The sequence below is a fragment of the Veillonella parvula genome (assembly GCF_001553335.1).
Classification (GTDB): Bacteria; Bacillota; Negativicutes; order Veillonellales; family Veillonellaceae; genus Veillonella; species Veillonella parvula_S.
This window is the reverse complement of sequence record NZ_KQ960791.1, coordinates 42,806-69,742: the sequence shown is the minus strand read 5'-3', so window position 1 is coordinate 69,742 and position 26,937 is coordinate 42,806. Positions and strand designations below refer to the sequence as shown.

Below are 26,937 nucleotides of genomic sequence, written 5' to 3'. Positions count from 1 at the left end.
TATTATTCTTAAAAATATTATTCTTAAAAATATTTTTCTTAATTATACTATTTTTAATTGTAACATATTTTATACCCCTCTTGGGTATTCAAAGATACGCGTTTCACATAATAGATACGTTAGCAACATGACAAAAGGACCGCCATAGCGGTCCTTTGTATTCTAATGTTGTACTCTAATATTATACTCTAATATTGTACTCTAATGCTGTATTCTAATTATGATTTTATAATAAACCTTTTGGTAACTAACAAAGAATATGCTCTTAGCCTACAATCAATAAGTAGATATTCATGATTGTAACGATGATACCTATGCCCCATAAGAGAATATTTGTAAATTTACGGTTCGCGTATTCTCCCATGACCTTGCGGCTGCTTGTCATGTAAAATTGCAAGAATATGGTGATAGGTAATTGCAAGCTCAAGAACATTTGAGAGAACAATAATGCTTGGAAGGAATCTGTAATAAACACGATCAATAATAATGCTGGAACATATGTTAGTGCCAAGCCTAATCGCGTATGGAAGTCTTTCATATCCTAAGACTCGCTAAACATTCCTGCAAAGATACTTGCCCCTGCCATACCTGCCGTAGCAGATGAGGCAAAACCTGCAAATAACAATGCTATCGCAAAAATAATACCCGCTGCCGGTCCAATGAGTGGTCGCAACAACTCCTCAGCCTGTTCAAGCTCTGTTACTTCAATTCCATGAGCAAAGAAAACAGCCGCCGCCAATATAATCATGGCGGAGTTAATCATCCACCCAATCCCCATAGATAACAAAGTATCGAGGAATTCATAGCGCAACTGCCGTTTCATAATCGCTGGGTCTTGTGTATTAAACTGGCGACTTTGGATGATTTCAGAGTGTAAAAACAAGTTATGAGGCATAATTACGGCCCCTAATATACTCAAAATAACGAGCATCGATTCATTAGGAATATTAGGGTCCACCCAACCGATACCAGCCGTTGCCCAATCTACGTTGACCATATTTACCTCAACGAGGTACGCCAATGCGATGAGGGATACAAATCCAGCAATGATTCGCTCTAATTTACGATAGGAGTTCGTAATGAGCATGACCGTACAGATAAGAGCCGTCAAAATGCTGCCTATCAAGATAGGAATACCAAAGAGCATCTTCAAGGCGATAGCGGCGCCAATAAACTCAGCCAAGGCCGTCGCTGCCGCCGCAATTCCTGCCGTGCTAAGCACAAAGCAAGATGCATAACGCGGTAAAAACTCATAGGCACATTCCGACAAGCATTGACCGCGTACAATGCCTAAATGTGCCACATTATGCTGTAATAAAATGAGCATAATCGTCGATAGTGTGACTACCCACAGCAATTCATAACCGTAACTGGCGCCAGCTGCCAAGTTGGCGGCCCAATTTCCCGGGTCGATAAATCCAACGGTTACGATTATACCAGGTCCTATATATTTAAAGACCTCACTTACCTGCTGCTTACCGTTTTGATGGGCAGTAAACAACTGTTTCTTAAAAAAATCAATCATTATAACCCCTTACTAAGAGTTATAGAGTGAACGTCATCTCCGTCTGCATACGAGCATCTGTTTTGGACTTTTTATCCTTGGAATCAGTGTAACGAATACGCACTTCATTATTTACCTTAACGCGAGAATCATCAATTTTGAATTTCTTCATTTTTTCTTTGATTTGTTCATCTGTTAAAGCGCGTTCTTTCGGTTTTGCTACTTCATCACCAGCCTTATCAAGAGCCTCTTGTTGATCCTTGGATACTTGATACGTCTTACCAGATTTTTTAGCCTTTTCAGCACGCTTTTCATCTAGTTTTTGACGGCGCTCGTCAGTAACTTTTTTATCGCGAGCAATACGGTAATCCATTACATCACGCATATTTTCTTGGTAAATACGCAATGCATATTCTCGATCATTGTCGTTCATTTGCTCACGTTTTGTGACTACCTCATCGATAAGCGGCATAAGCTCATCCTTTGTGTAGCTAGCACCATCAAAAGTAAACCCGTGGGTATCTGTAATAGCACCATGTTTAATGAGCCTTTGTAACGCTGTATATGTCCAATCATTAGGCGTAATAACATCTGAGTTCACATGCTGTTGTCCTTTACTAGAACTACTAACAGTCTCTACATCAGCACTTACGCCATCCACCATAGGACGTGCACTTGGGATAGCAATACTTTCAGCATGACTAACCCCAACAGACGCAACAAGGCATAATGCACCAATGCCTAAGGCTCGACGGATACGATTCATTTGACGTGTATGTTTTGTATTCATAAGAGTCTCCTTGAAATTACATTTTATACAATCTATTATATGAAACCCCTAGACATACGTCAACTCTATACCCTTACACACCTGTGTCATTCAATACTAATAAGGCCTTGGACTCACTCGAATCCTCACAAATTAGGCCTATATAAATAATATAATAAATTAATATATTATACAAAAAGACCTCACATCGGGTGATGTGAGGTCTTTACATGGCGGAGGATTAGGGATTCGAACCCTAGCGACGGTAACCCGCCCTAACGATTTAGCAAACCGTCCTCTTCAGCCTCTTGAGTAATCCTCCATGCTTTACTGAGTAATCATATCATACCCAATAAGGCATTGTCAATTGTCTTATTTCAACATGGATTCGATGAACCAGATTTGTTTTACATAGTATGCAACGTGATCTTCCATCATGCTCACGAGCAAGAAATTATCTTCTTCATCAGCTGCTGCACGAATCGCTACAGCTTGATCTTTCATATATTTAAAATCTTTAAGAAGAATATCAATTACCTTTGCTTGAGGGATATCTTCTTGACCAAGTTCTTCGATTTTAGTCAATTTTGCGTATTCTCCGGAATTTACCAATGGGAATTGACCTTGCATTTTTACATGTTCTGCTACTGCATCAAAATATTCAAATGCTTCATCATAGATGGATTCCAAGTATTCATGGATGGATTTGAATTGCGGACCAGTTACATTGAAGTGTAAATTATGTAATTTTACATTCCACACGGAAAGATCTGCTAAATATTGATTTACTTGTTGTACGTTTTTCATAATAATACTCCTTTTATCATTTAATTCTCAATTACAGTTCATTCTAAAAGCAGAACAAACTCAGTTGGCTTCTATGCCATCAATTCGTTTATTTAATTTATAATCAATATTGATTATGTTTATATTTTACCAATAATGATTTTCCATGTCAATATATGAATAGATATTTTTGTATAAAAGTTTAATAAAAACATCATAACCATACTAATTCAAACATATACCCAATGGATACCAAATCTAAATCCAATAAATCACAGAATCATGTTTCTTCGAATCATAAAAAACCTCTAACTACTAGTTAATCTAATAGTTAGAGGTTTATATAGTTCTATATTAAATATAGTATTCTATGTAATTATCAGGAATCTTCTTCTCCTCTGCTTCTGCAGCATTCGCATTGCGACGAGGTTTACGGACATACATATTCTCTGGATCCGTTTCAAAGATTACCATATCTTTAGGAATGTCATGTTTAATAACGAGATTACAACCGATTTTCGTGCGAGCTCCAATCGTAATATCCCCAAGAATCTTTGTACCTGTACCGATGAGTACTTCATCTTCAATGGTCGGATGACGTTTAACCTTTTTAGAGGACATACCACCTAAAGTCACTTGATGGAACAAGGTTACATTATCCCCTACAATAGCCGTTTCACCAATAACAACGCCCATACCGTGGTCGATAAATAAACCACGACCGATTGTTGCACCTGGATGGATTTCGATACCCGTCACATGACGAGAATGTAGTGCTACACGGCGAGCCAAGGTCGGCCACCCCGCCTTATAAAGGCGATGGGCAAAGAAATGCCAGAACAGCGCCGTAATATGCGGATATGTCCATATAACCATCCACACACTTGTGGCAGCTGGGTCAGAATCCATTACGCGCTTAATATTATATTGAATTTTGCCCCATAATTCACGCAAACCTTGCATCATAGTGACTCCATCTCAAATTACTCTACTCTCATTCTACTCATATAATAGATATATATAGTATACAACATGTTTGGTCTATATTCCTATATATAAGGCATTTTATCGATATAAAACTATTAGTTCATCTATTCGAAATCGATTACTTCACGTATTCATTATTGCCGAAGTCCAAGAGGGATAAATATTTCTCTACTCCATCAGGTGCAATAACAACGATGTTCGCCTTAGGTAACTCACGAGCCATGCGTTTTGCCGCTACAATGGCCGCCCCCGCGGAAAGGCCAATAGAAATACCACTTTCACGCATAAAGGTTTGCACCTCGCTAAAAGCTTCTTCGTCACTTACAGTTTGCACGCCATCCATCAATGTTTGGTCAAAGTTTTCAGGAATGAAACCAGCACCAATACCTTGAATTTTGTGAGGACCGCCCTTACCTTCGGTAATAGCAGGAGATCCCGTTGGCTCTACAGCAATGGCTTTTAGATTAGGATTATGTTCTTTCAATCGTCTTGTAACGCCTGTGAAAGTACCACCTGTACCGATACCCGCTACAAATACATCGACATTTGGTACTTGTTCTACAATTTCAGTACCCGTCGTGCGGTAATGCATATCTGGGTTTGCAGAATTTACGAATTGCCCCAAGGTGAAAGCATTTGGATACTTCTCTAAAATTTCATTGGCCCGCTCAAGAGCCCCCTTCATGCCCGTTTCTTTTGGCGTTAAGATGAGCTGCGCCCCATACGCCTTAATAAGCTCACGGCGTTCTTTACTCATACTTTCAGGCATGATAATCACTGTTTTAATATGTAGAATAGCACCTACCATAGCAAGAGCGATCCCCGTATTACCACTTGTGGCTTCTACAATGATGCTATCCTCATGGATGCGACCTTGCTCTCTTGCAGCCTGTAACATACCGAGAACGGCACGGTCTTTTACAGAACCACCTACATTATATTTTTCAAGCTTTACATAAATATTGGTATTTGGCAATTGATATATCGGTGTTTTACCAATAAGTTCAGTTGTTTGGTTTGTTACTATACTCATCTAATTCTCCCTCTAGCGATAGATGATAAAAATCGTCCTTAGGAACATCCCAAGGACGATTTTATATTGCACCTTGTTATTCACCATATACGGGATATAACCGTTTATGTATTCCAATTAATACAACCATACTCTAACATTTGAATCATTTCATTGTCAAGAGAATGAGAACGACTTTTAAAACCCTAAAAATACAGGAAATAACTAGCTTTATCTATTTTTTTATAAGTGCGTCAAGTACCCCATCCCATGTGATGGGTACCATTATAATGATGAGGGCCAATCCAATAAAGAAAATTGCTCCTACCAAGACTGTAAGACGAGGGATAAGAGATATAGCCATGCTACTAGCTAAGTGCGATACTTTAGTTATATCATGATGTAACGCTACATGACCCCATAAGAAACCAGCAACTGTATAGGTGATAATGTATGGGTCGAAAATGATTAGGGTAGTCATTTCATTATTAACATGCATAATTCGGTTAATACTTGGTGATACTAGTGCATTTGCAAGTATGGCTAGGATTTTAAACCACACTAGGCACACGGTATAAGGCCACATTGTTTTTATCGTCATTTTCAGCATATAGAGCAAACCCACCAAGCTCGCTCCAAGAGATCCTCTTTGGCTCCACATGTACTGCTCCATCCAAGATGACTTCTGTTTACCCGCATCTACCTGGTCATAATAAAAGGATAAATCCCGTTCTCCATGAGCTAAATCAACGAGCCCTAATACTTGAAACAATATGAGCGAAAAGACTAGAATAACACCTATTTGAAAGCTTTCACTAAAGAACATGTCCATCAGATCGAAATCAAGATAACCAATGTTAAAGAGATTACCATACACATCGTGAAACGCAATATATATACCATTTGTTACAAGCATATCTAGCACAAATAGGAGCAACACAAAAATGATATATCCGTTCCAGCGAGTCCATTTACTTTGTTCTCTTAAATGAGTGTGAGTCCCTACGATTATCGATGCAGGTTGTAAAGACAAGGTCACACCAATCATAAAACAAGTAATAAAGGATGTGACCATTGTTAAATATTCGTATGCCATATTAACGGTATGCTACGCGCTCAGGCTGCATGTCGTGGAAATGAAGGCGCTCTTTTGCAGTCTTTTCCCACTCTGTACCAGGCTTGCCATAGTTTGCGTATGGATCGATGGACAAACCACCGCGCGGCGTAAACTTGCCCCACACCTCGATATATTTAGGATCCATCAACTTCACGAGATCTTTCATGATGATGTTGATGCAGTCCTCGTGAAAGTCCCCGTGATTGCGGAAACTAAATAGATATAACTTCAAAGACTTGGACTCTACCATTTTCTTATCTGGAACATAAGAAATATAGATTGTGGCAAAGTCTGGTTGACCTGTCATAGGACACAAGCTAGTAAACTCAGGGCAATTAAACTTAACGAAGTAATCATTCTCTGGGTGCTTGTTATCAAACGCCTCTAACACCTGTGGTGCATAATCAGTAGGATAATCGGTCTTGTGACCTAACATCGTTACCCCTTGTAACTCTTTTTCAGATCTGCCGGATGCCATAAAGAACCTCTTTCTATAATCTCTATAACTCTATAATTAAGATATATTAAATAATTCATGTAACACTTAATTATAGCATATAAAGAATTACTTATAGCACAACATCCTCATGTAATTCATCAAAGGTAAAAGCATATTCTTCCACACGCATAATCTCTTCCCAATCATTATGTAATAAAAGAGAGAGATGGATTGTATCCTGTTCCTCCAATATATCTGCACCAACACAATAACATGGAAATGAAAAAGAGATTAATTTACTTTCCCTAGCATTCTCTATATTAATAAGCTGTAGCTGTTTTTCACCAATTGCTAACAAATATCTATTAGAGGCCATTAGTTGATAGTATTTGATAGAAACTACATCTGGAATTTCAATAACACGTGTACCATCTACAATTATTATATTTTTAGAGTCATGACAAATTAATTTATGATTTCTAAAATACGTCACTATTCCATTATATCTATTTCGATACTCATTAAATGGATATTCATTAACAGAATCAAGATCTAGCACTGTAACTTTAAAGTCAATTAAATCCAAAGATACTACATTCTTACTCGTACCTATCATAATATAGTCTTTGCCAAAACAATGTAAGTCTGAAAAACATAAATCTTGCAAATCACTAGGAAGCTCTATTAGTTTAACCCAACTACTCTCAATATCAATTAAGCACAGAAATGCTTCTAACTTAAAAAGTATCCTATTATTGACGTAATCTATATATCTGGCTTCAGGGAAAAATAGATTTTCATCTACCTTAATTTTTTTCACTTCATTCCATGAGGAGTCCAATACAATAATCCCTTGATGGTTATTATTTATTATGCTATATGGTCCTATTCGTTCTAACATACAAATATCATTTTGGTTATATCTACTATATAAAGACTTAATAGGTTTCATAATCATTACCTTAAATCCTTTCTAAGTTTTTTGCTACGGTCTTGAGATCCCTCCCTAATCACTCCAGTTATAGGATCTGCTTCTCCTAAATGATTTCCATTTTTATCAAATACTTCTAAGTGAGCATCTACACCTTTATGAAAATATAGCTTTTAAAAAATTTTTATTGTTAGCAGGCATTCCTACTTCTCCCTTGATTCTCAATAAAGGGAATATACTTTTTCTTTACAACTTAAACGCTACAAAAAATCATAAAATTTCAATACACCTAGAACCGCTAATAAATAAAAGAATACAATCCACACTACATACATCTGTTTTTTTCTAGCCCAATCATAATAACGACTGTGTGATGACTGCCTGAATAGTGTAGCTGCAACTAAAACAGGTTGTAAAAACCAAGCCATAACAATTGGCACGGCTATGTAATCTAAGAAATAAAACATGCTAAAAAGCATGAATGGGTATGTAATAATTATCGCCCAAGAGATAAATTTAATAAAACTATAATTAGAATTAGCAATTAAAGATACTAGTAATGGTGAAAGTTTTTTTCTTAAGAGTATCTTATATATGATCCAATAGAGAACAATTGCCGAGTAAAAGATGACTACGAAAACTAATGGTAAATGAATATGCACAAATGCTAACCTCTTTTACGTCTTAAATAGTTATAAATATAGGTCCATACCACATAGCTCAAAAGGATTACAATATATAGAGTAACAAAAAAATGAAAATCGACTTCATCCTCGATCATTTCAGGATTTGTAACAATAGTAAAAGGGATAATTATAAGAAAGAAAAGTACAACGCCCCTCACAAAATAATTATAAATTTTTAAAAATAACATATGAGTATTCCTATCATTAAAACTACTCGTTTACAACACAACTAAAATTTTAATTCTAATATATCACAAAATTTATATAAGTTTATATAATAAAAATTAGAACAATCCATCATGATTGCCACATCCTTAACACCATACATCGGTTATGATAAGAGTACTAAGATAGTAAAAGAACCATACAAACGCGGTTGCTCTATTAAAGAAATCATATTGGAAGAAAAACTCATGACCGAAGACGAATTCGGTGAAGCAGTTCGCATGAAATAAAATCTCTCTCATCTTTATAACATATCTGTAACATCCTCTCATACCTCAAATGAACGGAATAAAAAAGGACGCTATAGTTCTAAATCAATCAGTATAACGACTGAAGATTAGACTATAGCGTCCTTTTTAGATTTATTGAAACAACTATATTAAGCTTTTATCATTACCTGTTATATTTCTTAGAACTTGAAGCCATTTTGGTTCTCGATTTACGTCAACATAAGTAGGTAATCGTTTATCAATTCTATCAATTAACTTTTGATAGAGCTTTTTCTCTTTATCACTTAACGATTGACTGCTATCATACACTACAACCTGTCGTTTCTTAGCTTTATCTTTATAAGAAGCAATTTCTTTTAAAAGTGAGGCTCTATCATCGACTTCAATAAGATAGTGAATACTCCCCTCATTACCATTTACAAAAATAGCACCAAAAGACGTTAAACATGCAATCTCATAATCATTATAAACTTCAACAGTCAGTATTTCTCCTGGAACATACAAATCATAATCCATATCATTAAGATACCCAGCCTCCCTACCAAGAGAAGAGTCATAATTAGAGGTAGCTAAAAAGGTTGTTGTAGAAGCAACATAGGTAATTATATATATAGCTACAATACTAATAAATATAATTACAAAATAACCCATCCTTTTCAGTAAAGATTTTAGTACTATCATTTAGTATATACCTTTCCATTAGACTTATTGAAGTAAAAATTAGAAGTTACCTCAAAAGAAAACGGAGTAATTAAACCTTGTTGTTGTAAATCATAAAAGAAATTATTGGCCCATCTAATCCACTTATCTTTTATATCACTAGCATCCTCTTTATATTCATAATTAGATCTATCGAAACCTAAAAGTTTGACATCATAATAATCACCATGCTTTATAACTTTTAATCTAGCAGCCATTCTTCCTACCGATGCCCCTAAATCAGACCAGGCGCCACCCTTTTCAGTCTTAGCAAAATTAATATCAATACGTTTTAAAACACTATTTGTATCCTTATCAAAATCCTCATCACGCAAAGAAACTAAAATATCTTTAATGCCATTTGACTGCGCAATTGTTTTTGCTAAAATACTTTTCGAGTTATACTTTTCCATACTACCATTCCCAGTTCTCATTTTTTCAAAAAAAACTGTTAACACAGGATATTTAGATTTAAGTACATTACGTTCAAAAGCCATCCCGGCTTCCTTTGCTGTGTAGTAAATTATATTCTGACGTTTATTAACATCTCTTTCTTTATTAATATCAATATCCTTTTCCTTCTCTAATCTTATTGCTTCATCCAAGGCTCTCCTATCTTCATCAACATAAATAGCTTTAACCGGTACAACATCAGTAAACACATACCCTTGTTTGACTAACTCTTTTTGTAATCTAATTTGTTCATCCTTCAATAAACTATAATGATGTTCAAAGTCAGAGATACTTTGATAGGATAAATTGCCATATGAAATAAGAAAATCCTCCCAATGAGATAAATCCCAATATGATTCTGACATTATCTCCCAAGATTTGGCTTTATCACTATCTTTTTCAGCTATACTCCTTAAATTCTCCAAAAGGAATATTACTTCACGCTCACTTAAACTTTCTCCATTCTTTTTCTTTAAATATTTTTTTGCCAAATATATTGTATCTGGATTTGTTGTTAAATATTGATTCCATTTAGTCCCATATTGTGCTTCAGCTGCACCTGTCACAGGGGAATAGCCTAAGCTACCATTTACAGCAGCACCTAATAAAGCACTTAATGTTTGAGCTACATCAGGTTTTTCTTTTGCAATTTTTTGAATCTCTCCAATTAATGCTTCATTGGTAGCTCCAGCATAAAACCCACTACCCGGTTTATTCCCTGCCATACGAGCAGATACTTCAGCGACTACACCATGGGCTATTGCTTTTGCGGCTTTACCTTCTTTAGAGATTGGATTCCAATTATGTAATTGTTCAAAGGCTTCTTTTGCAAATAACTTAGATAATTCTTGACGTTCTTCAATTTTCTTTTTATCAAAGATTTCATCAAGCTTATTCAAGCTATCTTTTGTATCTCGAGACAGTGTTTGCATATTAAAGCCAGCATCTCGTACTTCTATTGTACCATTTGAAATAGCAGATTTTGTAGTAGTAGAAGTAGATTTGCTAGAGTCTGGTAACAGATTAGGTAATGTGCCTAATGTGTTCCACACAGCATCTTTTCCTGCTTTACTAAGGTTCTTAAAATTACAAAGCCACCATCACCTGCATATATCCCCGCTTGATCAGTAACACTTGCATAATCACTTTTCATTTTACCTTTGCTTGAGCTCATAGATACATTACTTAGAGAACCCGCATTTGTAGATATACTAAACCCTTTATTAGAGCTTTCACCTACATATGTCTTTGTATCTTGTAAGCTTTCAATAGAAAGATTTCCACCTACGTCGGTTGTTACAGATTTACCAATTACCTTGGAGCCACTGATATAGGTATCCTTTCCTGATGTAATATTAACAGCATCCGTACCTACAACAGTAGTACCAGTATGTGTTGTTACCTTTGTATTACCCTTTTGTTTTGCAGCATTAGCACTTGCATCAAAACCAAGTATACCGCCACCAGCAACACTAATATTAGCCCCAACAGACTAGCCTTTACTCTTAGCATTTTCAAGCTTTTCACTTGTATTCGTTGCCGCTTGTAAAGATACATCATTAGAAGCCACTAATTTGACTGATTTACCTGAAATTGCTTCACCAACAGCTTTAATGTTCGCATGAAATAAACTCTCTTTCAGCTCTATGACTTATCTGTAACATCCACGCAGACCTCAAATGAGCGATTAAATAAAAAGACGCTATAGTTCTAAACCATTCTGTATATACTACTGAAGATTAGACTATAGCGTCCTTTTTATGTTTATATACCTTATATTAGAGTTACATATTAATCAATAAAATCCTACTATATACATTATCAAAGTATCTAATAATAGGTTAAAACATATAAATATATGTATAAAGCGACTAGAAATAACCAAGTATATACGCCTACTTTAAAATTGGACTGATATTTCTCTACTTTATCACTTTCAAACTCGTCATTCTTAAGCATGAAATACATCCCAACCAAAGAAATTCCCATGCAAACTATTGTCAGAAAAAATAATACAAATACTGGGGCAAATTCATGAAGCAAAGCTATTCCGCTTCCCATTGCAAGGCCTAAAAATGTAATAATTCTAGCTAAAGTAAGCTTACCTTTATGAGTAATAAGTTTGTATATGAGAAATATAATCCCCAATATTATAATCAAATCTCGAGACATTACTTAACTACATCCTTTTTCAAATTAGACTTAATCTTATCTTTATAATAGTCTCCCGTTGTCGCCAAAGTAACACCAACGACAAAAGAACCTGCTGGTCCACCAGCACTGCCAGCAACACCTCCACCCAATCCGAAAACTACAGGAAGTAAATCCGCGCCCCAAGCTTTAGCTAGTTCTCGACCACTGTACATTTGGTAATCATTTTGCATATCGTAAAGTAAGTAACCTATTAAAACAGGCCCTCCAACTTTCGCTACAGTTCGAGTAAATTTTGATGCGTTCTCTGCATAATGCACATATCCAACCCATGGTTGATTTCCCACCTCTGATAATACATTTTGAGCAACTGACTTTCCTAAAGCCTCCTTAGTCCAAACAAATTCTGAATTATTAGAATTTTTTAGTATTTCACTATGATTAAAAGACAAGAACTTCGGTTTATCAAACGAACCAGCTTTATACTCTTTTGTTCTTTTAATTATAATATCAATTACTTCTCTTCCATCAGATCTATAATAGTTATATATAAATCCATATGTGGGATTAACAGCACCTATTTTTTCTTTATATTGATGAATATGGTTTCTTATTAAAGAATATAATTTACACAAAATTATTGACACTACCCTCAATAACAAGGATATAGCTAATAATAAATCAAAATATATAGAAAAATATATAAAGTTATCATAAATATCCAGGAGTATAAAGCCCCTTTATATAGCTTTTGATGCTTTTGGGCTTTATCCTCATCATAATTCTCACTACTTGGCACAAAATACATTCCTATTAAAGAAATACCGAGACAAATTAGCCACCAAAATAGTAAAACAAATGGAGATATCAGTTTACTCAGCAATACTAATCCACAACCGACAATAATAGAAACCGTTGCAATAATTCTAGCTAAACTAAGCTTACCTTCATGTGTAATAAGTTTGTATACGAGAAATATAATCCCCAATATTATAATCAAATCTTGATACATTACTTATCTACATCCTTTTTTAAATTAAATTTAATTTCATCTTTAACGCAATCGCCAAGTGTTGCTCCAGTAATACCAATAACAAAAGCACCTGCAAGACCAGCAGCAAGACCTCCAACACTTATTATAGAGCCTATTTAAATACTGTAATTCATACTAATGCCATGGCGTTAGCAAAACCCATTTACTGGGAACTGTAATGGCATAATTATCATCATCATAATAACGATCATCAGAATACTTCAACTTAAATCCATAATCAGTATGTAAATAAGGGCCCTCCGAATAATATGTGCTAAATGATGAATCAAATTTGTGATAGACTAAATATTTATAGTTGAATGTTCCATTAAACAAATAGTTATATTTACAAAAAATAATTTTATCATCATCTTCACGATAGCATAATACTTTTTCAAATATAACAAGCGGTTCATCAAAAAGACTATCTTTATAAATTACGTTTCCATTATTTAAAATTTGAATCTTTAATCCTTCAAAGCATTCCGTAGCATAGCGCTCCGCAAAGATAAAAACATATATTCGTTCTACTGGATTTAAGATTAAACATATCCCGATACATAATAGTATAAAAATGATATAACGTTTTAATTTCATTATTATTTTCACTACATATTACCTCGATCCTCTTCATAGATACCCCTTAAAGTTTTTTATCTGAACCATTTAACTAAATACAAGCCCAACAGAACATATACGTTTCCTACTATCAAGCCTAAACTTCACACTATTCTCAGGATGTAAGAAATAAATTATCAAAAAATCATACTATTCTTAACTTATCAAATTTAAAATCAATTTGAACACGAGAGTTAGTCACAGTCCTCATTTCCTGCATATGAACACCAATACTATTAATCATGTTTCCTCAGAATAGCATAATTAAAGTTTTGTTGTAAAGTATAAATATATTTTACAATCAAGCCTAGGTATAAAATCGATAAATTTACTCCTTCTCCTTTATCAGTTTTATAAAATTAAAATTCATAATATAATATTCATATATCCATGTTATAGTACCAATTATGATTTATCGTGACGTTTTATACACAATGGAGGTTACCATGAAATTAAAACAACTTATTGTATCCGGTATAGCCTTAGGAGCGCTGGCTTTCACAAGCGGAGTGGTACAGCCTGCACAGGCAGCAGTCGGTATGGATACACCTGCACCGACGCAGAGTTTAAAAAGACCTGCATCAGTAACGACACAGCATTACATCAATGTAGATGGCCTATTATTGGAGCCCATAGATAATAAACCAAATGTTATCTATGTTGACGGTCAGCCACTCGTAGCGTTACGTCAAGTGTCGGAAGCATTAGGTTATAAAGTATCTTGGGATACCCCTACAAAAACGGCATTAATCGATATGAATATTGCTACCTTAGCGGTACAACTAGACTCTAAACAAGTCGTGCGCAAGGGTAAACTGCAAATCATCAACCTTGATACATCCGAATCTTTACTTCCTGCAGCACGTATGGTAGACGGAATTCTATATGTAAGTCCGAACGCATTCAAACTCTTGCTAAATGATGTAACCATCAATAAAGACGAAATCTATATCGTTCCACAACAAAGTCAATTAGCCACTGATTCAAACACGCAAAAAGGCAAACGAAACGGTATCGAAACATTTTTACCGGATCAAGGAGATAAAGTAATTCCATACGAAGAAGAGGAAACCAAAGAAAAGAAACCTCTTATTACGGTAAAACGAACTAACACCAAAACAGATGCCAAAGACACAGAAAATACCGAATATGTACGCTCTAACGGATTAAACAGATAATAAAATCTTTCGTATAGCTACATATAATTTAGCACCTTATAACTTAAAGAAGGCAACTCATCACCATGATGAATTGCCTTCTTTTTTGATTTTTGCTAGTTTATTGTTTTTGTTACTTTATATTGTTACTTTATTGTTTCTTCTTACCTTTTACGGCTCAATACAGTTTATTGCTTACTGTTTTTTGACAGATTATCTAAGCTATCTTTTGCCGTATCCATACTCCGCTTCAGATCCTTCATGGATTCATTTATGTCCGGCACTGTAAGGCCAGATTTGTCGATACCTTTTGCAGAGTCAGAGGCACGTCTACTATTTTCCCTGGCTTGTTTCATATCGTCTTTAATGCGAGTCATATTTTCATCAATTTCATCAAATGACTCATCATAAAGAATAAAATTACTGCCCCCGTGGGACGTAATATTAAGAGGTCCCATCGTGAGTTGTCCTTCATCGATACGTAGGGCATCCGTAGAAATAGTGGTGAATTTTGTATTTACTTTCACATCATTAAAGGATAGATGACGCCCCTTATTGTGAAAGTTACCCGTAATACTTTGAATCGGTATCAGCATATAATGACCTTCACCCGACCAGAAGTTCCCCCACACCTCCATATCGCGAGGTTTACCTTCGCTTTTAAAGTTCAAATTTGCCGATACAGGCACGAGAAACTCTGGTGCTTTAAGGGCCACACTACTATCTAGATCTTTTGCTACACCAGTAATTGTATAGGCGCGAGTGTCCAAATTATATACACCTTTAGCCTCTAATTTACCACTGTATACATTAGCGCTAACGTTTTCAAAATTCAGAATACCATCTTGATACGTCACATCTCCCACCACATTATCAAAGGTGAGCGCAGGAATTCGCAAAATAGGCATCGTTACCCGACCTTTAGCAAAAGGACGATTAAAATCACCTGTTACCTTTGTAAGCAAGGTCATGGCGTCATGAATATTCTCACCAAAGCCTAGAGATGACGGATCCACCCCTTTCACATCAAATTGTAAATCCAGTTGAGGCATGCGATGTTTTAAAACATCTTTTAAGTCTATGCGACCTTTCAAAACGAAACCATCTCCTATGGCGGTGCCCCCAAATTTGCCCGTTTCCATATCGATACGAATGGCCCTCTTACTATCAAGATCAATTCTAGCGTTTACATCCTTTATCACATAATGGCGATTTCTGTTAAAGACCTCTAACTGACTATTTCTAAGTCTAATCTTAAGATCTAAATGTTGTCCCTCCCAATTGAAGTTACGTACTTCCTTACCTAGTTCCTCTTGCCGTTCTTGTGTAGTCTTTCTAGGTGCTTTCGAACGGGGTTCTATCTCGTTAATTGGTTTATGTACATCTGGAGATATGGGCGCGAAATCTAACCGATTATTATCGTCTAAATCAACGACTACAACCGCATCATCTAATTCAATGCCCTCGATAGCAGAGGACTTAAAATTACGTGTCACCACATCCCACATATTAACGCGGACCTTCCCGCTCGGTGCATTGAGCAACTCATGCCCTTCTGGGTCCTTCCAAACAAGGCCTGTAAAAGTCAAAGTCCCCCACGGTGTAGCAGATAAACTTTCAACAGTAACCGTGCCACGCATCATAGTTTGTCGAGCCATAACCTCATTAAAAATAACGCCCATTCCACGACTAGCAATGGTTGCTAGTACAAAGACTATAATCGCTCCAATGGCAAGAAAGGCAGCAATGCCTTTTAGGCCTTTCTTATACAATTGTTTATATTTTGTCCAATAAGAACGTATATAATGTTTCATAGTCCTATTATAACATGTTCAAATAACAATACCCATGCGGTGTTAACTGTATCAATCATATTGACCATAAGAAACTCTTTTCCATACAAAAAGCGCCTTGCTCACAGAAAACTCTGCATACAAGACGCCATTACCTAACTATTTTATAAAAAAAGCAGAAAATTTATAAATTAAAAGTGCACTCACAAATGTGAGTGCACTTTATATATTGCAATAATCAATATTATGCTTTTACTTCTTTACCGTATTTTACAAGGCTTTCAGCTTCGATTTCAGCTTGAGTCCGATAGTCTTGAGGAATGCTAGACAAGCGAATCCAGCTACGTACAGCTTCAATTAATACGATAAGGATCATAAGGAACATAGCAGCACTAAATGCTACTAGAATCCATTTACCAGCAGGAATATAGCTGTAGAATACATTTTCATAGTCTGCAGCGATAGCCACGATAGCCATTAAGATACAAGGAATACCTGTTACCCATGCATAGCGTTTGCGGCCAAGTCTCATGATAACTGTAGTACCTACAGCCAATGTCATAGTACCTAATAATTGGTTCGATACACCGAATAGAGGCCAGATAATACCGATGTTACCTTGTAGAACTAGGTAGCCCCACAAGATACAAATTAAAGCGGCACAACCATACACACCAGGAGCCCAGTGTTGGTCGTTGAATTTAGGATGGAAATGACCTAATAATTCTTGAAGTAAGTAACGACCTACACGAGTACCAGCATCGATCAATGTCATGATGAACAATGCTTCGAACATGATACAGAAGTGATACCAGTAACCCATCAAGTGATCCATATTAGGCAATCTGGAGAATATATGAGCCATACCTACTGCAAGGGATACGGCACCACCAGGACGGTGCATCAAGTCTTCACCAACCATTGCAGACAATGCAGGTAATTCATGAACTTTAAGGCCTAAAGCTTTGAAAGACTCAACTGTGGAGTTAATCGCAAAGTAATCATCTGGATGCAATGCAGTGGCAGCAATCAACGCCATCATAGCGATGAAGCCTTCTGTTAACATCGCACCATAACCGATAGGTAAAATTTCTTTTTCATTAGTAAGCATTTTAGGTGTTGTACCAGTAGCAATAACAGTATGGAAGCCAGATAACGCACCACATGCGATAGTAATGAAGATGTAAGGGAATACGGAACCTTTCAATACAGGACCGCCGCCCCAGATGTAAGGAGTTACAGCTGGCATTTGAATTTCAGGCATTACAATGATAATACCAAGTGCCAATGCGCCGATTGTACCGATTTTAAGGTATGTGGACAAATAGTCACGAGGAGCAAGTAACAACCATACTGGCAATGCAGCTGCGAAGAAACCATACACAGCAAGCATAATTTCAATGGTTTGCAAGTCGTATGTGAACCAAGATGCATATTCGCTAGCTGCTACATTTGGACCGTAGATGATGGCTGCGAAGATTAAGGCTACCCCAATAATAGTCGCCTCTTGAATTTTACCAGGACGCAACCATTTCAAATAAATACCAATAAAAATAGCGATTGGAATGGTAGCAAATACGGAGAAGAATCCCCAAGGAGAGTTATGCAATGCATTAGCTACTACTACAGCCATACCAGCAAGGGTAATGATCAATAGGAATAAGGTAGCGAGCATAGCACCAAAACCAGCAAGTTTACTGATTTCTTCGCGAGCAATATCCGCAATCGATTTACCATCATAACGAACGGAAGCAAACAAGATAACCATATCATGTACAGCACCGGCTAATACGGAACCAATTAGGATCCATAATGCCCCAGGCAAATATCCAAACTGTGCTGCGATAACAGGACCTACAAGTGGCCCTGCACCAGCAATTGCTGCAAAGTGATGACCAAAGGTTACCCATTTGTTGGTTGGCACGTAATCGTGACCATCATTGTGAACCATAGCTGGCGTTGGACGATATTGATCCAATGTCAGTACCTTAGCCGCTATGAAAGCCCCATAAAAGCGGTACGCTAAAATTAGAATACACGCGGAGGCAATAACTAAGTAAATACCATTCATAACCATATAAACACCTCCAGTAATCCCGTGACATGGAGTATATGAATATTACTGATAAAACTTATGTATCGTATCCATGCCACAATGGCTTCCTAAAATGTTAGTACTTACAACATAATTGTATAACTAATCAACAAGGTGTCAATTATTAATTTCTCATTTTGAAAGTTAAGTATAACTATAAAGCATAATAACGGCATTCTCTACCTATGAGATGCCGTTATTATCCTAGATATATTGGTTACTGAATGACTTATTTCTATCTGTAATGAAAGATAGCTATATCCCTATTCTCCTGCTGTTCTATAAATTTTTGTAATAGTCCCAAATGTACGTAACAAATTTAGACCTACGACACCGCTTTTTTCAGGATGGAATTGCATTCCATATACTCTACCTCGTTCTACAATGCCAGGTACATCGATACCATAATTTGCAGTAGATATGATATATTCAGGATCTGTATCCACATAATAGGAATGAACGAAATATGTATATTGATCATCTACATTGCTAAAAGCACTATGAGGCTGCTGTACTACATTTTTATTCCAACCCATATGAGGCACGCTAAGACCTAGATCGCGAGGGATTTCTTTTACCTTACCGGGAATAAGTCCTAAACCAGGAGTTGGCCCGTATTCTTCAGATTCTTCAAATAAAAGTTGCATGCCTAAACAAATACCTAATAAAGGCATATCCCGTTTTACTACTTCATAGATGACATCGACTAAACCACGCTCTTTTAGAACTGCCATCGCTGGCGCATATGCGCCTACACCTGGCAAGAGAACACCATCAGCATTTAATATAGTCGCCGAATCTGCCGTTAGCACTGCTTCAAGACCAATGTAAGCTAAGGCTTTCTGGACATTGAAGGTGTTTCCTGCATCATAATCTATAATGGCAATCATGATAAACTCCATTCTATAGGGTAAAACACGATAAGATTAAACAAAACGTATTACGAATTGTATGTTATTCTATACGAATTAATTCATGAAGTCTCTTAATATCTTACGCATAACATCCCCATCTTGAGACATGGGAATCGTAAGACGTAACCATCCTTCTCGTTGACCTCGGCGCACTTGGTAACCTGATTTAAGCCAAGCATCTGCAAGACCGTCTGCATCAGGCGCTGCAAAGAAAATAAAATTAGCCTCACTCTTATAGTAGTGAATACCTAGCTCATCAAAGAGGCTTTCCCATTTTGCCCGTTCCTTTACATTTTGAGAGACCGTTCTCGCCACGAATTCTTGATCACCGAAAGCGGCTTCTGCAGCCACTTGAGATAAGGTATTCAAATTATACGGCAAGCGAATGGTTTGCATATAATTTGCCAATTCTATAGGTGTCATCATGTAACCTACACGGTAATTGGCAAGGCCATAGGCTTTCGAGAAGGTACGCATGATAGCCACATTAGGGAACTCATCCAAGAGCGCACGTGCCGTAGGAACTGCTACAGAGGTAACAAAATCGATATACGCCTCGTCTATGATGACCAAGGTTTCCTTTGGTATAGCTGCTACAAATTTGCGGATATCTTCAACAGACTCATAGGTACCCGTTGGATTATTAGGATTACAAATCCACACGAGGCGTGTCGTTTCATCTACAGCTTTCACGAGAGCAGAAAAATCATACTGTCCTGTTTCAAAATCAGCTGGCACCTCGCGGATCTCAGCACCTTCCACGAGGCCATTCAAGGCATATTCCGAGAAGGCTGGCACGCTTACTACGATGGAGTCACCCGTAGTAATCAATGTTTTATTGACCATGGCGATGACTTCATCGAGACCTACTCCGATGATGAGTTGCTCAGGTTGTACCTGCCAGTAGTCAGCGAGTTTCATACGCAAATCGGAGGCGTTGCCATCTGGATAGTAGTTAGCATCATTATGAGTTACATAGCTAAGAATAGCCTCCCGTACCAATGGCGATGTACCGTAGGGATTTTCATTCGCCGACAAGCGCACCAATCGCTCTACACCAAGGCGCTCTTTCACCGCTTCAGCCGGCTCCTCAGGTATATAAGGTTTCAATGTGCGAATTATCTCTTTCATAGGCTATCCTTTCTAACTATTTTCTTAACGCATATAACGCATATAACTCATATAACACACAAAAGACACATATGAACTCCACCAGAGCTCATATGTCCAAGCTCATAATAGGATATACATTATAAGTTTGTAATTTCTGGGCGATCCGTAGTCTTGCTAACAACCCCTTCGCGGCTCGCTAGCTCAGCTTCAATGGCTTCGTATGGAATATTTTTCTCCGCTAATAACACGAGCAAGTGGTATAACACGTCTGCCGTTTCGTAAATCAGTTCTTGAGGATCATCATTTTTTGCGGCGATTACTACCTCTGTAGCCTCTTCACCAACTTTTTTCAAAATTTTATCGAGTCCTTTATTGAATAAATAATTCGTATAAGAACCTTCCTTTGGCTGTGCCTTGCGATTTTTAATAATTTCGTATAATTCGTTCAGTGTTTGCTGTGCCATGTTTAACTCCGTTCTACTTCATTAAAAAAACAGCTTGTACGCCCAGTATGACAGGCAGGACCTTCCGGCTTAACTTGAATGAGCAAGGTATCGCCATCACAATCGAGGGCCATACTCACCACGTGCTGCACATTACCGCTAGTACCACCCTTATGCCATAACTCCTTACGAGATCGAGACCAAAACCACGTTTCCCTTGTTTCTAGTGTTTTGTGAAAGCTTTCTTCGTTCATCCACGCCACCATGAGGACATCCTTTGTCTCTGCATCCTGCACAACCGTCGGCAACAAGCCATTTCCTTTTTCAAAATCCGGTTTCATATTCTATCCTTTATTAAAAGTAATCACCAAACTGTTATCCTATATTAGCTTGTATCTCTATCTATTACTATTTCTATTTTCTGTTTATCTATAAATAAACTATTTAACTAATTCTGGACATATAAAATAGTAAAGAACTTACGAGAGATAATAATTTTTTAAATCTGTTTTAGCGTACTGTAATTCCGTGAGCTCGTAGTTCTTGTTTGAGTTCAGGAATTTTAACTTCTCCGAAGTGGAATATAGATGCCGCCAGTGCACCGGTAACGCTGGTTTGCTTAAAGAGATCTATAAAATCCTCAACCTTACCTGCTCCTCCAGAGGCGATGATAGGTACATTTACGACGGACTCTAGAGCCTTATATAGTTCAATATCAAAGCCGGATTTCGTGCCATCTTTGTCCATACTTGTCACTAGCAACTCTCCTGCTCCACGAGCTACGGCCTCTTTAGCCCAGTCGAGAGCTTTCCATTCTGTACGGTTGCGCCCACCATGAGTGTAAGCATACCATTCACCAGTTTTTTCATCGGTTTTCACGTCGATGGCTACAACCATACATTGATTGCCAAACTTTTGAGCCCCTTCTGTGATGAGCTCAGGGTTAGCGAGAGCCGCGGAGTTCAAAGATACCTTGTCCGCACCAGCTTTCAATAAAGCCGTCATATCTTCAATACTCTTTATACCACCACCCACGGTGAGTGGCATAAATACTTGTGTGGAGATTTCTTGTACCACATCGCGCATAGTGGTCCGCGCATCAACGGTGGCCGTAATGTCTAAAAATACGAGCTCATCAGCTTGTTGCTGCTCATAGGAAGCCGCAATGTCTACTGGACTGCCTACGTCTACGAGATTAACAAAGTTAACCCCTTTTTTTACGCGCCCATCATCTACATCTAGGCAGGGAATAATCCGTTTCGCTAACATAAAGCTCCTTTCCATCGAGTGTCACTCAATATATTCCATTAGTTACAGCCAATAATTAATTTAAGAGCATCACATTTCTATTATTTCTGCTGATTGTACTCGGCGATTTCCTCTAGTGTAATCGAGCCCTCGTACAGAGCCTTCCCTACGATGCTATCCATAACGCCTTTTTGTTCAAGAGATTTAATATCTGCCAAATTACGAACACCCCCAGAGGCAACGATGCGTGCAGTAGGAAATTCGTTTTGCAAATTACCAAGTAACTCTTCATTGGCACCCTGCATTGTACCGTCTCGGTCTACATCGGTAACAATGAAATACTTTGCCCCACCTTCAACCATGGCACCGATTAAATCGGTCATCGGCACGTCGGATTGGTCGAGCCAACCTTCAGCGGCGACCTTGCCATTTTTTCCATCTACACCGATAACGATGCGCTCCGCACCGTATTCAGTGATAACCTGCTTTGTAAGCTCCGGATTTTTAAACGCTACAGAGCCTAAGATAACGCGGTCTACGCCCAAGCTTAAATAGAGGTCAACGGCCTCTTTATCTCGAATGCCACCTCCAATTTCAAGGATGCCTGTGAAAGCTGCACGCACTGCTTTTACAATGTCTATATTTACAGGCTTGCCCGCCTTGGCACCATCTAAATCGACAAGGTGCAAGGCTCCAACCTTAGCTGCTTCATATTGTTTCGCTTGATTTACTGGATCAGGATTGATGACCGTTTCCTGTGTGAAATCACCTTTATAGAGGCGAACACTGCGCCCATCTTGTAAATCTATAGCTGGAAAAATCATACATTCTCCTTTATTAAATAACGCCCTTTGTAGAATTTACGCCTTGAATATCTGGGTTAATAGTAACTGCTTTGCGCAACGCACGGCCCGTTGCCTTAAACATACTTTCAATAATGTGATGTGTATTGCGACCATATAGATTGCGCACATGCAAATTCATAGCAGCGCTCATCGCAAAAGCTTGGAAGAAGTCCTCCACTAGCTCTGTTTCAAAGTTACCACCTAAAACGGGCGTACTCCATTCCCCTTGGAAAACGAGGTATGGGCGACCGCTCAAGTCGATTACAACTTGCGTCAATGCTTCATCCATAGGAACCCACGCATCGCCGTAGCGCTCGATACCAGCCTTGTCGCCAAGGGCTTTCACCAAGGCCTGACCTAATGCAAGTCCAACGTCCTCAACCGTATGATGAGCATCCACATATGTATCGCCCTTTGCCTCTACCATAAGTTCAAAACGGCCGTGCTTCGCCAATAACGTCAACATGTGGTCAAAAAAGCCAATTCCGGTCGAGATGGAGCTCGTTTGCGCCCCATCAAGGGTAATTTTTACTGTAATATCTGTTTCTTGAGTGGTGCGTTGCACCGTGCCTGTGCGTATCATAATATTCCCTCTATTTTTCAAATCGTACTTCGATGGCACGAGCATGCGCTTCGAGACCTTCCGTACGAGCCAATGTAGTAATGTGTTTTGCCACTTCTTCTAAACGTTCTTTTGTAAATTGTGTGAAAGATGTACGTTTCACAAAGTCATATACGCCTAGCGGAGACGAGAATCGCGCCGTACCACTAGTTGGCAATACGTGGTTCGTACCGCCTACATAATCGCCCAATGGCTCAGACGCATAAGCACCGAGGAATACGGAGCCTGCATTTTGAACAAGGCTCATGTAATTCATTGGATCTGGCAATTGGATTTCCAAATGCTCTGGCGCCACTTCGTTCATCACCGTGAACATGTTTTCAATGCTGTCCATAATGGCAATATAACTGTTGTTTTCAATAGCTGGACGAGCGATGCTTTCACGAGGTAACAATTTAAGTTGACGTTCTACCTCATCGGATACGGCATTTGCTAAGCTTTCACTAGTAGTCACCATAATGGCGCGCGCACGAGGGTCATGTTCCGCTTGGGATAAGAGATCTGCTGCGAGATGCACTGGATTTGCGCTGTCATCGGCGATAACACCAATTTCACTTGGGCCCGCAATCATGTCGATATCGACTTGACCAAACACTTGACGTTTTGCCGTTGCCACGTAAATATTGCCAGGACCTACGATTTTATCTACCTTTGGAATCGTTTCCGTACCATAAGCAAGGGCCGCCACACCTTGAGCACCGCCCACTTGATATACCGCATCAACGCCGGCAAGCTTTGCAGCACCTAATACGGCAGGATTAATGCCATCCTTTTGAGGCGGCGTAACCATGATGATTTCTTTTACACCTGCGATCTTTGCAGGCAAAGCAGTCATGATAATGGTCGAAGGGTACGCGGCTGTACCTCCAGGGACGTAAAGACCAACACGAGCCAAGGGAATCACCTTTTGACCGCGGATGATGCCCGGTGTGTCCATATCCACAAAGCCTTGCTCGATTTCACGGCTGTGGAATTCTGTAATATTTGCCTTTGCCTTTAATAATGCGGCTTTCAAATCATCAGATAAAGACTCATAAGCTACGTCGATTTCCTCTTGAGGCACCTTGAAATCTTCAATGGAAACACCGTCAAATTTTTCAGAATACGCTTTGAGCGCCGCATCACCGTTAGTGCGGACATCAGCAATGATATCGTACACCCGACGCTCAATCTCCATATCTGTGGTTTGCTGTGTGTAATTCCGTACAATGGCAAGCATCGCCTCTAATGATTCCTTATATATTTTCATCTGTCATCCTTCTTCCTATTTGAGCTATCCGTATTGCTAGTTAAATATATGATTCAATCTACATCTTATTTATTAATTGCTTCTGAAAGCTGATCTATGAGATTAAAAATGGTATTTCGCTTTTGTTTTAATGCTAGCGGATTTGCTACTAAGCGTGTAGATATGGGCTGTAGCCAATCGAAGATTTCTAGATTGTTTTCACGCAAAGTGGTACCCGTTTCCGTAATATCTACGATAGCATCTGCTAGTCCTACAAGTGGGGCCAGCTCAACAGAGCCTTCAATCTTGATGATTTCCACATCTTGAGCTCCAAAGTACTGTTTTGTAACGGTTGGATATTTCGTACCAATTCGTTGACGGCGACCCTCTTTAGGATCATAGCCCGCTAAGGACGCCAAGATAAATTGGCATTTACCCGTTTGTAAATCTAGCATTTCATAGCTTGTATCGTCTTGTTCATCGAGCACATCGCTACCGACGATGCCAAGATCAACCACGCCATTTTTCAAATACGTCGTTACATCTGGCCCCTTTGCAAGGATGACCTCCATAGAATCACCTAAAGAGATAATGAGCTTGCGCGCCTTATTATGTAATGGCTCGCAGTCAATGCCACATGCTTCTAGGAGTGGAATAAAATCCTTTTCTACGCGCCCCTTCGTAAGAGCAATACGCAATGTATCGTTATCTTGAGCTTTGCTTTCACCCTGCAAGGTAACATCAGTCAAGACGTCGATATTGAAAGCCATCCCTACAGCCGGCATCGGCGTACCATCAAAGCTAGATAGCAAGCCATCATAACGACCGCCGCTAACAATATATTGAGACACGCCATCCACATAGCCTCTAAACGTAAGGCCTGTGTAATAGGATTGAAGCGGTTCCGTAGATACATCGATGCGAACCTGTTGCCCCGTTGCTTCCACTTGATTTGCCATATCTACGAGATTATCTAAAATACGCTGCGCCGCTGCAGGCAAGATAATTTGGTTTAGCTCATCCTTTATATCTTGAACCGTACCAAATAAACGAGGCCATACAGTTAAGAATGGATATAACGCACTATTTTTAAAATCAGAAATCAACTCGTTATATCGTGGCAAGTATTTAGTGAATAACGCCTCTAAGAGCTCCGCTTTTTCATCATCGCTGAGTCCAAGAGCATCGGTAATAGCACGAGAGAACCGAGCATCCCCAATTTCGAGCAACAAATGATTACCCAACTGAGCTTCGTTCACCTCTTTAATAATCTTGAAGCACTCTTGCTCAGCCTCAAGCCCTTCGTAGCCTACCATCTCGATGCCACCTTGCGTCACTTGGTTCACATCGCCGCGGTGCTTTTTATTTTTCATAAACACATCGCCCAAGTAGTAGAACGTGCGAGGCAATTCAATATTGGTAGTCGCCAAAAAACGACCGATTGGCATCGTCAAATCAGGACGAATTACGACGGACTCATCAGAACTATCCATGAATTCGTACATATGTTGACCGCGCCCCATTGCATAGCCATTGAATACATCTTTGTACTCTACGAGAGGCGTAGAGATCTTTGTGTATTGACGATTTCGACAAAGACCGAGTACATATTGACTCACATCATCCTTGCGCTCTGCTACGATCCCTATATCATCACGGAACCCCGTAGGTAATTGCTGCTGTACCATCGTAAACATCCTTTCTATCAATTGATTCATATCATTTCTCACACCTGTGAAAGCCATATGCCTTTGCTATCATTCTAGCTATGTGGCTATTCAATACACTATGAGAAAAAATTTACCTATATCGATACTTTTCTATTTTATCGCTTTACTT

Annotated in this window: 24 protein-coding genes, 1 tRNA gene and 3 pseudogenes; 2 read left to right on the top strand and 26 right to left on the bottom strand. The window is 38.4% G+C overall.

Features of this window, described 5'->3' with window-relative positions:
• Nucleotides 1-265 precede the first annotated feature (265 nt).
• The 9 genes and pseudogenes from HMPREF1865_RS04230 to HMPREF1865_RS04190 all read right to left on the bottom strand — a co-directional run bounded on the left by HMPREF1865_RS04230 (nt 266) and on the right by HMPREF1865_RS04190 (nt 7,566).
• Nucleotides 266-1,525 (bottom strand): annotated as a pseudogene (locus tag HMPREF1865_RS04230) (Nramp family divalent metal transporter).
• 19 nt (nt 1,526-1,544) lie between these two features.
• On the bottom strand, nt 1,545-2,294 hold the full coding sequence (locus HMPREF1865_RS04225) for a hypothetical protein (RefSeq protein WP_060919294.1): 750 nt from the start codon (nt 2,292-2,294) through the stop codon (nt 1,545-1,547).
• A 210-nt stretch (nt 2,295-2,504) separates the two neighbouring features.
• Nucleotides 2,505-2,595: transfer RNA gene (locus HMPREF1865_RS04220), tRNA-Ser, on the bottom strand.
• A 50-nt stretch (nt 2,596-2,645) separates the two neighbouring features.
• Complete coding sequence (locus HMPREF1865_RS04215) at nt 2,646-3,080, bottom strand: Dps family protein (protein WP_060919293.1); 435 nt, start codon at nt 3,078-3,080, stop codon at nt 2,646-2,648.
• A 333-nt stretch (nt 3,081-3,413) separates the two neighbouring features.
• The gene (epsC, locus tag HMPREF1865_RS04210; RefSeq protein ID WP_060919292.1) at nt 3,414-4,025 is read right to left on the bottom strand and encodes a serine O-acetyltransferase EpsC; all 612 of its coding nucleotides are present in this window, start codon (nt 4,023-4,025) and stop codon (nt 3,414-3,416) included.
• Nucleotides 4,026-4,164: 139 nt separating this feature from the next.
• Entirely contained in the window at nt 4,165-5,079 is a 915-nt protein-coding gene (gene cysK / locus HMPREF1865_RS04205; RefSeq protein WP_060919291.1) for a cysteine synthase A, read from the bottom strand.
• A 214-nt stretch (nt 5,080-5,293) separates the two neighbouring features.
• Entirely contained in the window at nt 5,294-6,154 is an 861-nt protein-coding gene (locus HMPREF1865_RS04200; RefSeq protein WP_060919290.1) for a hypothetical protein, read from the bottom strand.
• Between the two features lies 1 nt (nt 6,155).
• Nucleotides 6,156-6,653 carry a preQ(1) synthase gene (gene queF / locus HMPREF1865_RS04195; protein WP_060919289.1) on the bottom strand — a complete coding sequence of 166 codons (498 nt, stop codon included), beginning with the start codon at nt 6,651-6,653 and terminating at the stop codon, nt 6,156-6,158.
• Between the two features lie 91 nt (nt 6,654-6,744).
• On the bottom strand, nt 6,745-7,566 hold the full coding sequence (locus HMPREF1865_RS04190; protein WP_133300042.1) for a hypothetical protein: 822 nt from the start codon (nt 7,564-7,566) through the stop codon (nt 6,745-6,747).
• 949 nt (nt 7,567-8,515) lie between these two features.
• Between HMPREF1865_RS04190 and HMPREF1865_RS09530 the strand changes: the two are divergent.
• Nucleotides 8,516-8,686: pseudogene (locus HMPREF1865_RS09530) on the top strand (class II fumarate hydratase); the annotation flags it as partial.
• Between the two features lie 144 nt (nt 8,687-8,830).
• Here HMPREF1865_RS09530 and HMPREF1865_RS04180 read toward each other — a convergent pair.
• The 6 genes and pseudogenes from HMPREF1865_RS04180 to HMPREF1865_RS04155 all read right to left on the bottom strand — a co-directional run bounded on the left by HMPREF1865_RS04180 (nt 8,831) and on the right by HMPREF1865_RS04155 (nt 13,619).
• Nucleotides 8,831-9,367 carry a hypothetical protein gene (locus tag HMPREF1865_RS04180; protein ID WP_060919286.1) on the bottom strand — a complete coding sequence of 179 codons (537 nt, stop codon included), beginning with the start codon at nt 9,365-9,367 and terminating at the stop codon, nt 8,831-8,833.
• Between the two features lie 983 nt (nt 9,368-10,350).
• Nucleotides 10,351-11,456 (bottom strand): annotated as a pseudogene (locus HMPREF1865_RS09730) (hemagglutinin repeat-containing protein); the annotation flags it as partial.
• A gap of 212 nt (nt 11,457-11,668) precedes the next feature.
• Nucleotides 11,669-12,010 (bottom strand): hypothetical protein, encoded by a 342-nt coding sequence (locus tag HMPREF1865_RS04170; RefSeq protein WP_060919284.1) that lies wholly within the window; start codon nt 12,008-12,010, stop codon nt 11,669-11,671.
• Nucleotides 12,010-12,636, bottom strand: a complete 627-nt coding sequence (locus HMPREF1865_RS04165) for a hypothetical protein (RefSeq protein ID WP_060919283.1) — start codon at nt 12,634-12,636, stop codon at nt 12,010-12,012. Before HMPREF1865_RS04165 ends, HMPREF1865_RS04170 begins: the two co-directional genes overlap by 1 nt.
• A 23-nt stretch (nt 12,637-12,659) precedes the next feature.
• Nucleotides 12,660-13,001 carry a hypothetical protein gene (locus HMPREF1865_RS04160; RefSeq protein WP_060919282.1) on the bottom strand — a complete coding sequence of 114 codons (342 nt, stop codon included), beginning with the start codon at nt 12,999-13,001 and terminating at the stop codon, nt 12,660-12,662.
• A 156-nt stretch (nt 13,002-13,157) separates the two neighbouring features.
• On the bottom strand, nt 13,158-13,619 hold the full coding sequence (locus HMPREF1865_RS04155) for a hypothetical protein (RefSeq protein WP_060919281.1): 462 nt from the start codon (nt 13,617-13,619) through the stop codon (nt 13,158-13,160).
• Between the two features lie 467 nt (nt 13,620-14,086).
• On the opposite strand from HMPREF1865_RS04155, the gene HMPREF1865_RS04150 reads away from it, so the two are divergent.
• A complete protein-coding gene (locus HMPREF1865_RS04150; protein ID WP_060919280.1) occupies nt 14,087-14,818 on the top strand; it encodes a stalk domain-containing protein in 732 nt (243 codons plus the stop codon).
• A 167-nt stretch (nt 14,819-14,985) separates the two neighbouring features.
• Here HMPREF1865_RS04150 and HMPREF1865_RS04145 read toward each other — a convergent pair whose 3' ends face one another.
• The 11 genes from HMPREF1865_RS04145 to hisG form a co-directional block, all read right to left on the bottom strand.
• Nucleotides 14,986-16,611, bottom strand: coding sequence for a translocation/assembly module TamB domain-containing protein (locus HMPREF1865_RS04145; RefSeq protein ID WP_060919279.1), 1,626 nt, complete (start codon nt 16,609-16,611; stop codon nt 14,986-14,988).
• Nucleotides 16,612-16,834: 223 nt separating this feature from the next.
• Nucleotides 16,835-18,667 carry a carbon starvation CstA family protein gene (locus HMPREF1865_RS04140; protein ID WP_081094600.1) on the bottom strand — a complete coding sequence of 611 codons (1,833 nt, stop codon included), beginning with the start codon at nt 18,665-18,667 and terminating at the stop codon, nt 16,835-16,837.
• 281 nt (nt 18,668-18,948) lie between these two features.
• A complete protein-coding gene (hisH, locus tag HMPREF1865_RS04135; protein WP_060919278.1) occupies nt 18,949-19,575 on the bottom strand; it encodes an imidazole glycerol phosphate synthase subunit HisH in 627 nt (208 codons plus the stop codon).
• A 78-nt stretch (nt 19,576-19,653) separates the two neighbouring features.
• Nucleotides 19,654-20,730: a histidinol-phosphate transaminase gene (gene hisC, locus HMPREF1865_RS04130; RefSeq protein ID WP_060919277.1), complete on the bottom strand. Its 1,077-nt coding sequence runs from the start codon at nt 20,728-20,730 to the stop codon at nt 19,654-19,656.
• A gap of 119 nt (nt 20,731-20,849) precedes the next feature.
• Entirely contained in the window at nt 20,850-21,176 is a 327-nt protein-coding gene (hisE, locus tag HMPREF1865_RS04125; RefSeq protein ID WP_060919276.1) for a phosphoribosyl-ATP diphosphatase, read from the bottom strand.
• Nucleotides 21,177-21,178: 2 nt separating this feature from the next.
• Entirely contained in the window at nt 21,179-21,496 is a 318-nt protein-coding gene (gene hisI, locus HMPREF1865_RS04120; RefSeq protein WP_060919275.1) for a phosphoribosyl-AMP cyclohydrolase, read from the bottom strand.
• Nucleotides 21,497-21,665: 169 nt separating this feature from the next.
• Entirely contained in the window at nt 21,666-22,424 is a 759-nt protein-coding gene (gene hisF, locus HMPREF1865_RS04115; RefSeq protein WP_060919274.1) for an imidazole glycerol phosphate synthase subunit HisF, read from the bottom strand.
• An 80-nt stretch (nt 22,425-22,504) separates the two neighbouring features.
• Complete coding sequence (gene hisA, locus HMPREF1865_RS04110) at nt 22,505-23,227, bottom strand: 1-(5-phosphoribosyl)-5-[(5-phosphoribosylamino)methylideneamino]imidazole-4-carboxamide isomerase (RefSeq protein WP_060919273.1); 723 nt, start codon at nt 23,225-23,227, stop codon at nt 22,505-22,507.
• 13 nt (nt 23,228-23,240) lie between these two features.
• A complete protein-coding gene (hisB, locus tag HMPREF1865_RS04105; RefSeq protein ID WP_060919272.1) occupies nt 23,241-23,831 on the bottom strand; it encodes an imidazoleglycerol-phosphate dehydratase HisB in 591 nt (196 codons plus the stop codon).
• A 10-nt stretch (nt 23,832-23,841) separates the two neighbouring features.
• On the bottom strand, nt 23,842-25,119 hold the full coding sequence (hisD, locus tag HMPREF1865_RS04100) for a histidinol dehydrogenase (RefSeq protein WP_060919271.1): 1,278 nt from the start codon (nt 25,117-25,119) through the stop codon (nt 23,842-23,844).
• 65 nt (nt 25,120-25,184) lie between these two features.
• The gene (gene hisG / locus HMPREF1865_RS04095; RefSeq protein ID WP_060919270.1) at nt 25,185-26,786 is read right to left on the bottom strand and encodes an ATP phosphoribosyltransferase; all 1,602 of its coding nucleotides are present in this window, start codon (nt 26,784-26,786) and stop codon (nt 25,185-25,187) included.
• Between the last annotated feature and the right edge of the window lie 151 nt (nt 26,787-26,937).

Coding starts and splice junctions, on each gene's coding strand:
- HMPREF1865_RS04225 (WP_060919294.1), bottom strand. CDS start 2,294: ATGAATACAAAACATACACGTCAAATGAATCGTATCCGTCGAGCCTTA.
- HMPREF1865_RS04215 (WP_060919293.1), bottom strand. CDS start 3,080: ATGAAAAACGTACAACAAGTAAATCAATATTTAGCAGATCTTTCCGTG.
- epsC (WP_060919292.1), bottom strand. CDS start 4,025: ATGATGCAAGGTTTGCGTGAATTATGGGGCAAAATTCAATATAATATT.
- cysK (WP_060919291.1), bottom strand. CDS start 5,079: ATGAGTATAGTAACAAACCAAACAACTGAACTTATTGGTAAAACACCG.
- HMPREF1865_RS04200 (WP_060919290.1), bottom strand. CDS start 6,154: ATGGCATACGAATATTTAACAATGGTCACATCCTTTATTACTTGTTTT.
- queF (WP_060919289.1), bottom strand. CDS start 6,653: ATGGCATCCGGCAGATCTGAAAAAGAGTTACAAGGGGTAACGATGTTA.
- HMPREF1865_RS04190 (WP_133300042.1), bottom strand. CDS start 7,566: ATGAAACCTATTAAGTCTTTATATAGTAGATATAACCAAAATGATATT.
- HMPREF1865_RS04180 (WP_060919286.1), bottom strand. CDS start 9,367: ATGATAGTACTAAAATCTTTACTGAAAAGGATGGGTTATTTTGTAATT.
- HMPREF1865_RS04170 (WP_060919284.1), bottom strand. CDS start 12,010: ATGTCTCGAGATTTGATTATAATATTGGGGATTATATTTCTCATATAC.
- HMPREF1865_RS04160 (WP_060919282.1), bottom strand. CDS start 13,001: ATGTATCAAGATTTGATTATAATATTGGGGATTATATTTCTCGTATAC.
- HMPREF1865_RS04155 (WP_060919281.1), bottom strand. CDS start 13,619: ATGAAATTAAAACGTTATATCATTTTTATACTATTATGTATCGGGATA.
- HMPREF1865_RS04150 (WP_060919280.1), top strand. CDS start 14,087: ATGAAATTAAAACAACTTATTGTATCCGGTATAGCCTTAGGAGCGCTG.
- HMPREF1865_RS04145 (WP_060919279.1), bottom strand. CDS start 16,611: ATGAAACATTATATACGTTCTTATTGGACAAAATATAAACAATTGTAT.
- HMPREF1865_RS04140 (WP_081094600.1), bottom strand. CDS start 18,667: ATGGTTATGAATGGTATTTACTTAGTTATTGCCTCCGCGTGTATTCTA.
- hisH (WP_060919278.1), bottom strand. CDS start 19,575: ATGATTGCCATTATAGATTATGATGCAGGAAACACCTTCAATGTCCAG.
- hisC (WP_060919277.1), bottom strand. CDS start 20,730: ATGAAAGAGATAATTCGCACATTGAAACCTTATATACCTGAGGAGCCG.
- hisE (WP_060919276.1), bottom strand. CDS start 21,176: ATGGCACAGCAAACACTGAACGAATTATACGAAATTATTAAAAATCGC.
- hisI (WP_060919275.1), bottom strand. CDS start 21,496: ATGAAACCGGATTTTGAAAAAGGAAATGGCTTGTTGCCGACGGTTGTG.
- hisF (WP_060919274.1), bottom strand. CDS start 22,424: ATGTTAGCGAAACGGATTATTCCCTGCCTAGATGTAGATGATGGGCGC.
- hisA (WP_060919273.1), bottom strand. CDS start 23,227: ATGATTTTTCCAGCTATAGATTTACAAGATGGGCGCAGTGTTCGCCTC.
- hisB (WP_060919272.1), bottom strand. CDS start 23,831: ATGATACGCACAGGCACGGTGCAACGCACCACTCAAGAAACAGATATT.
- hisD (WP_060919271.1), bottom strand. CDS start 25,119: ATGAAAATATATAAGGAATCATTAGAGGCGATGCTTGCCATTGTACGG.
- hisG (WP_060919270.1), bottom strand. CDS start 26,786: ATGGTACAGCAGCAATTACCTACGGGGTTCCGTGATGATATAGGGATC.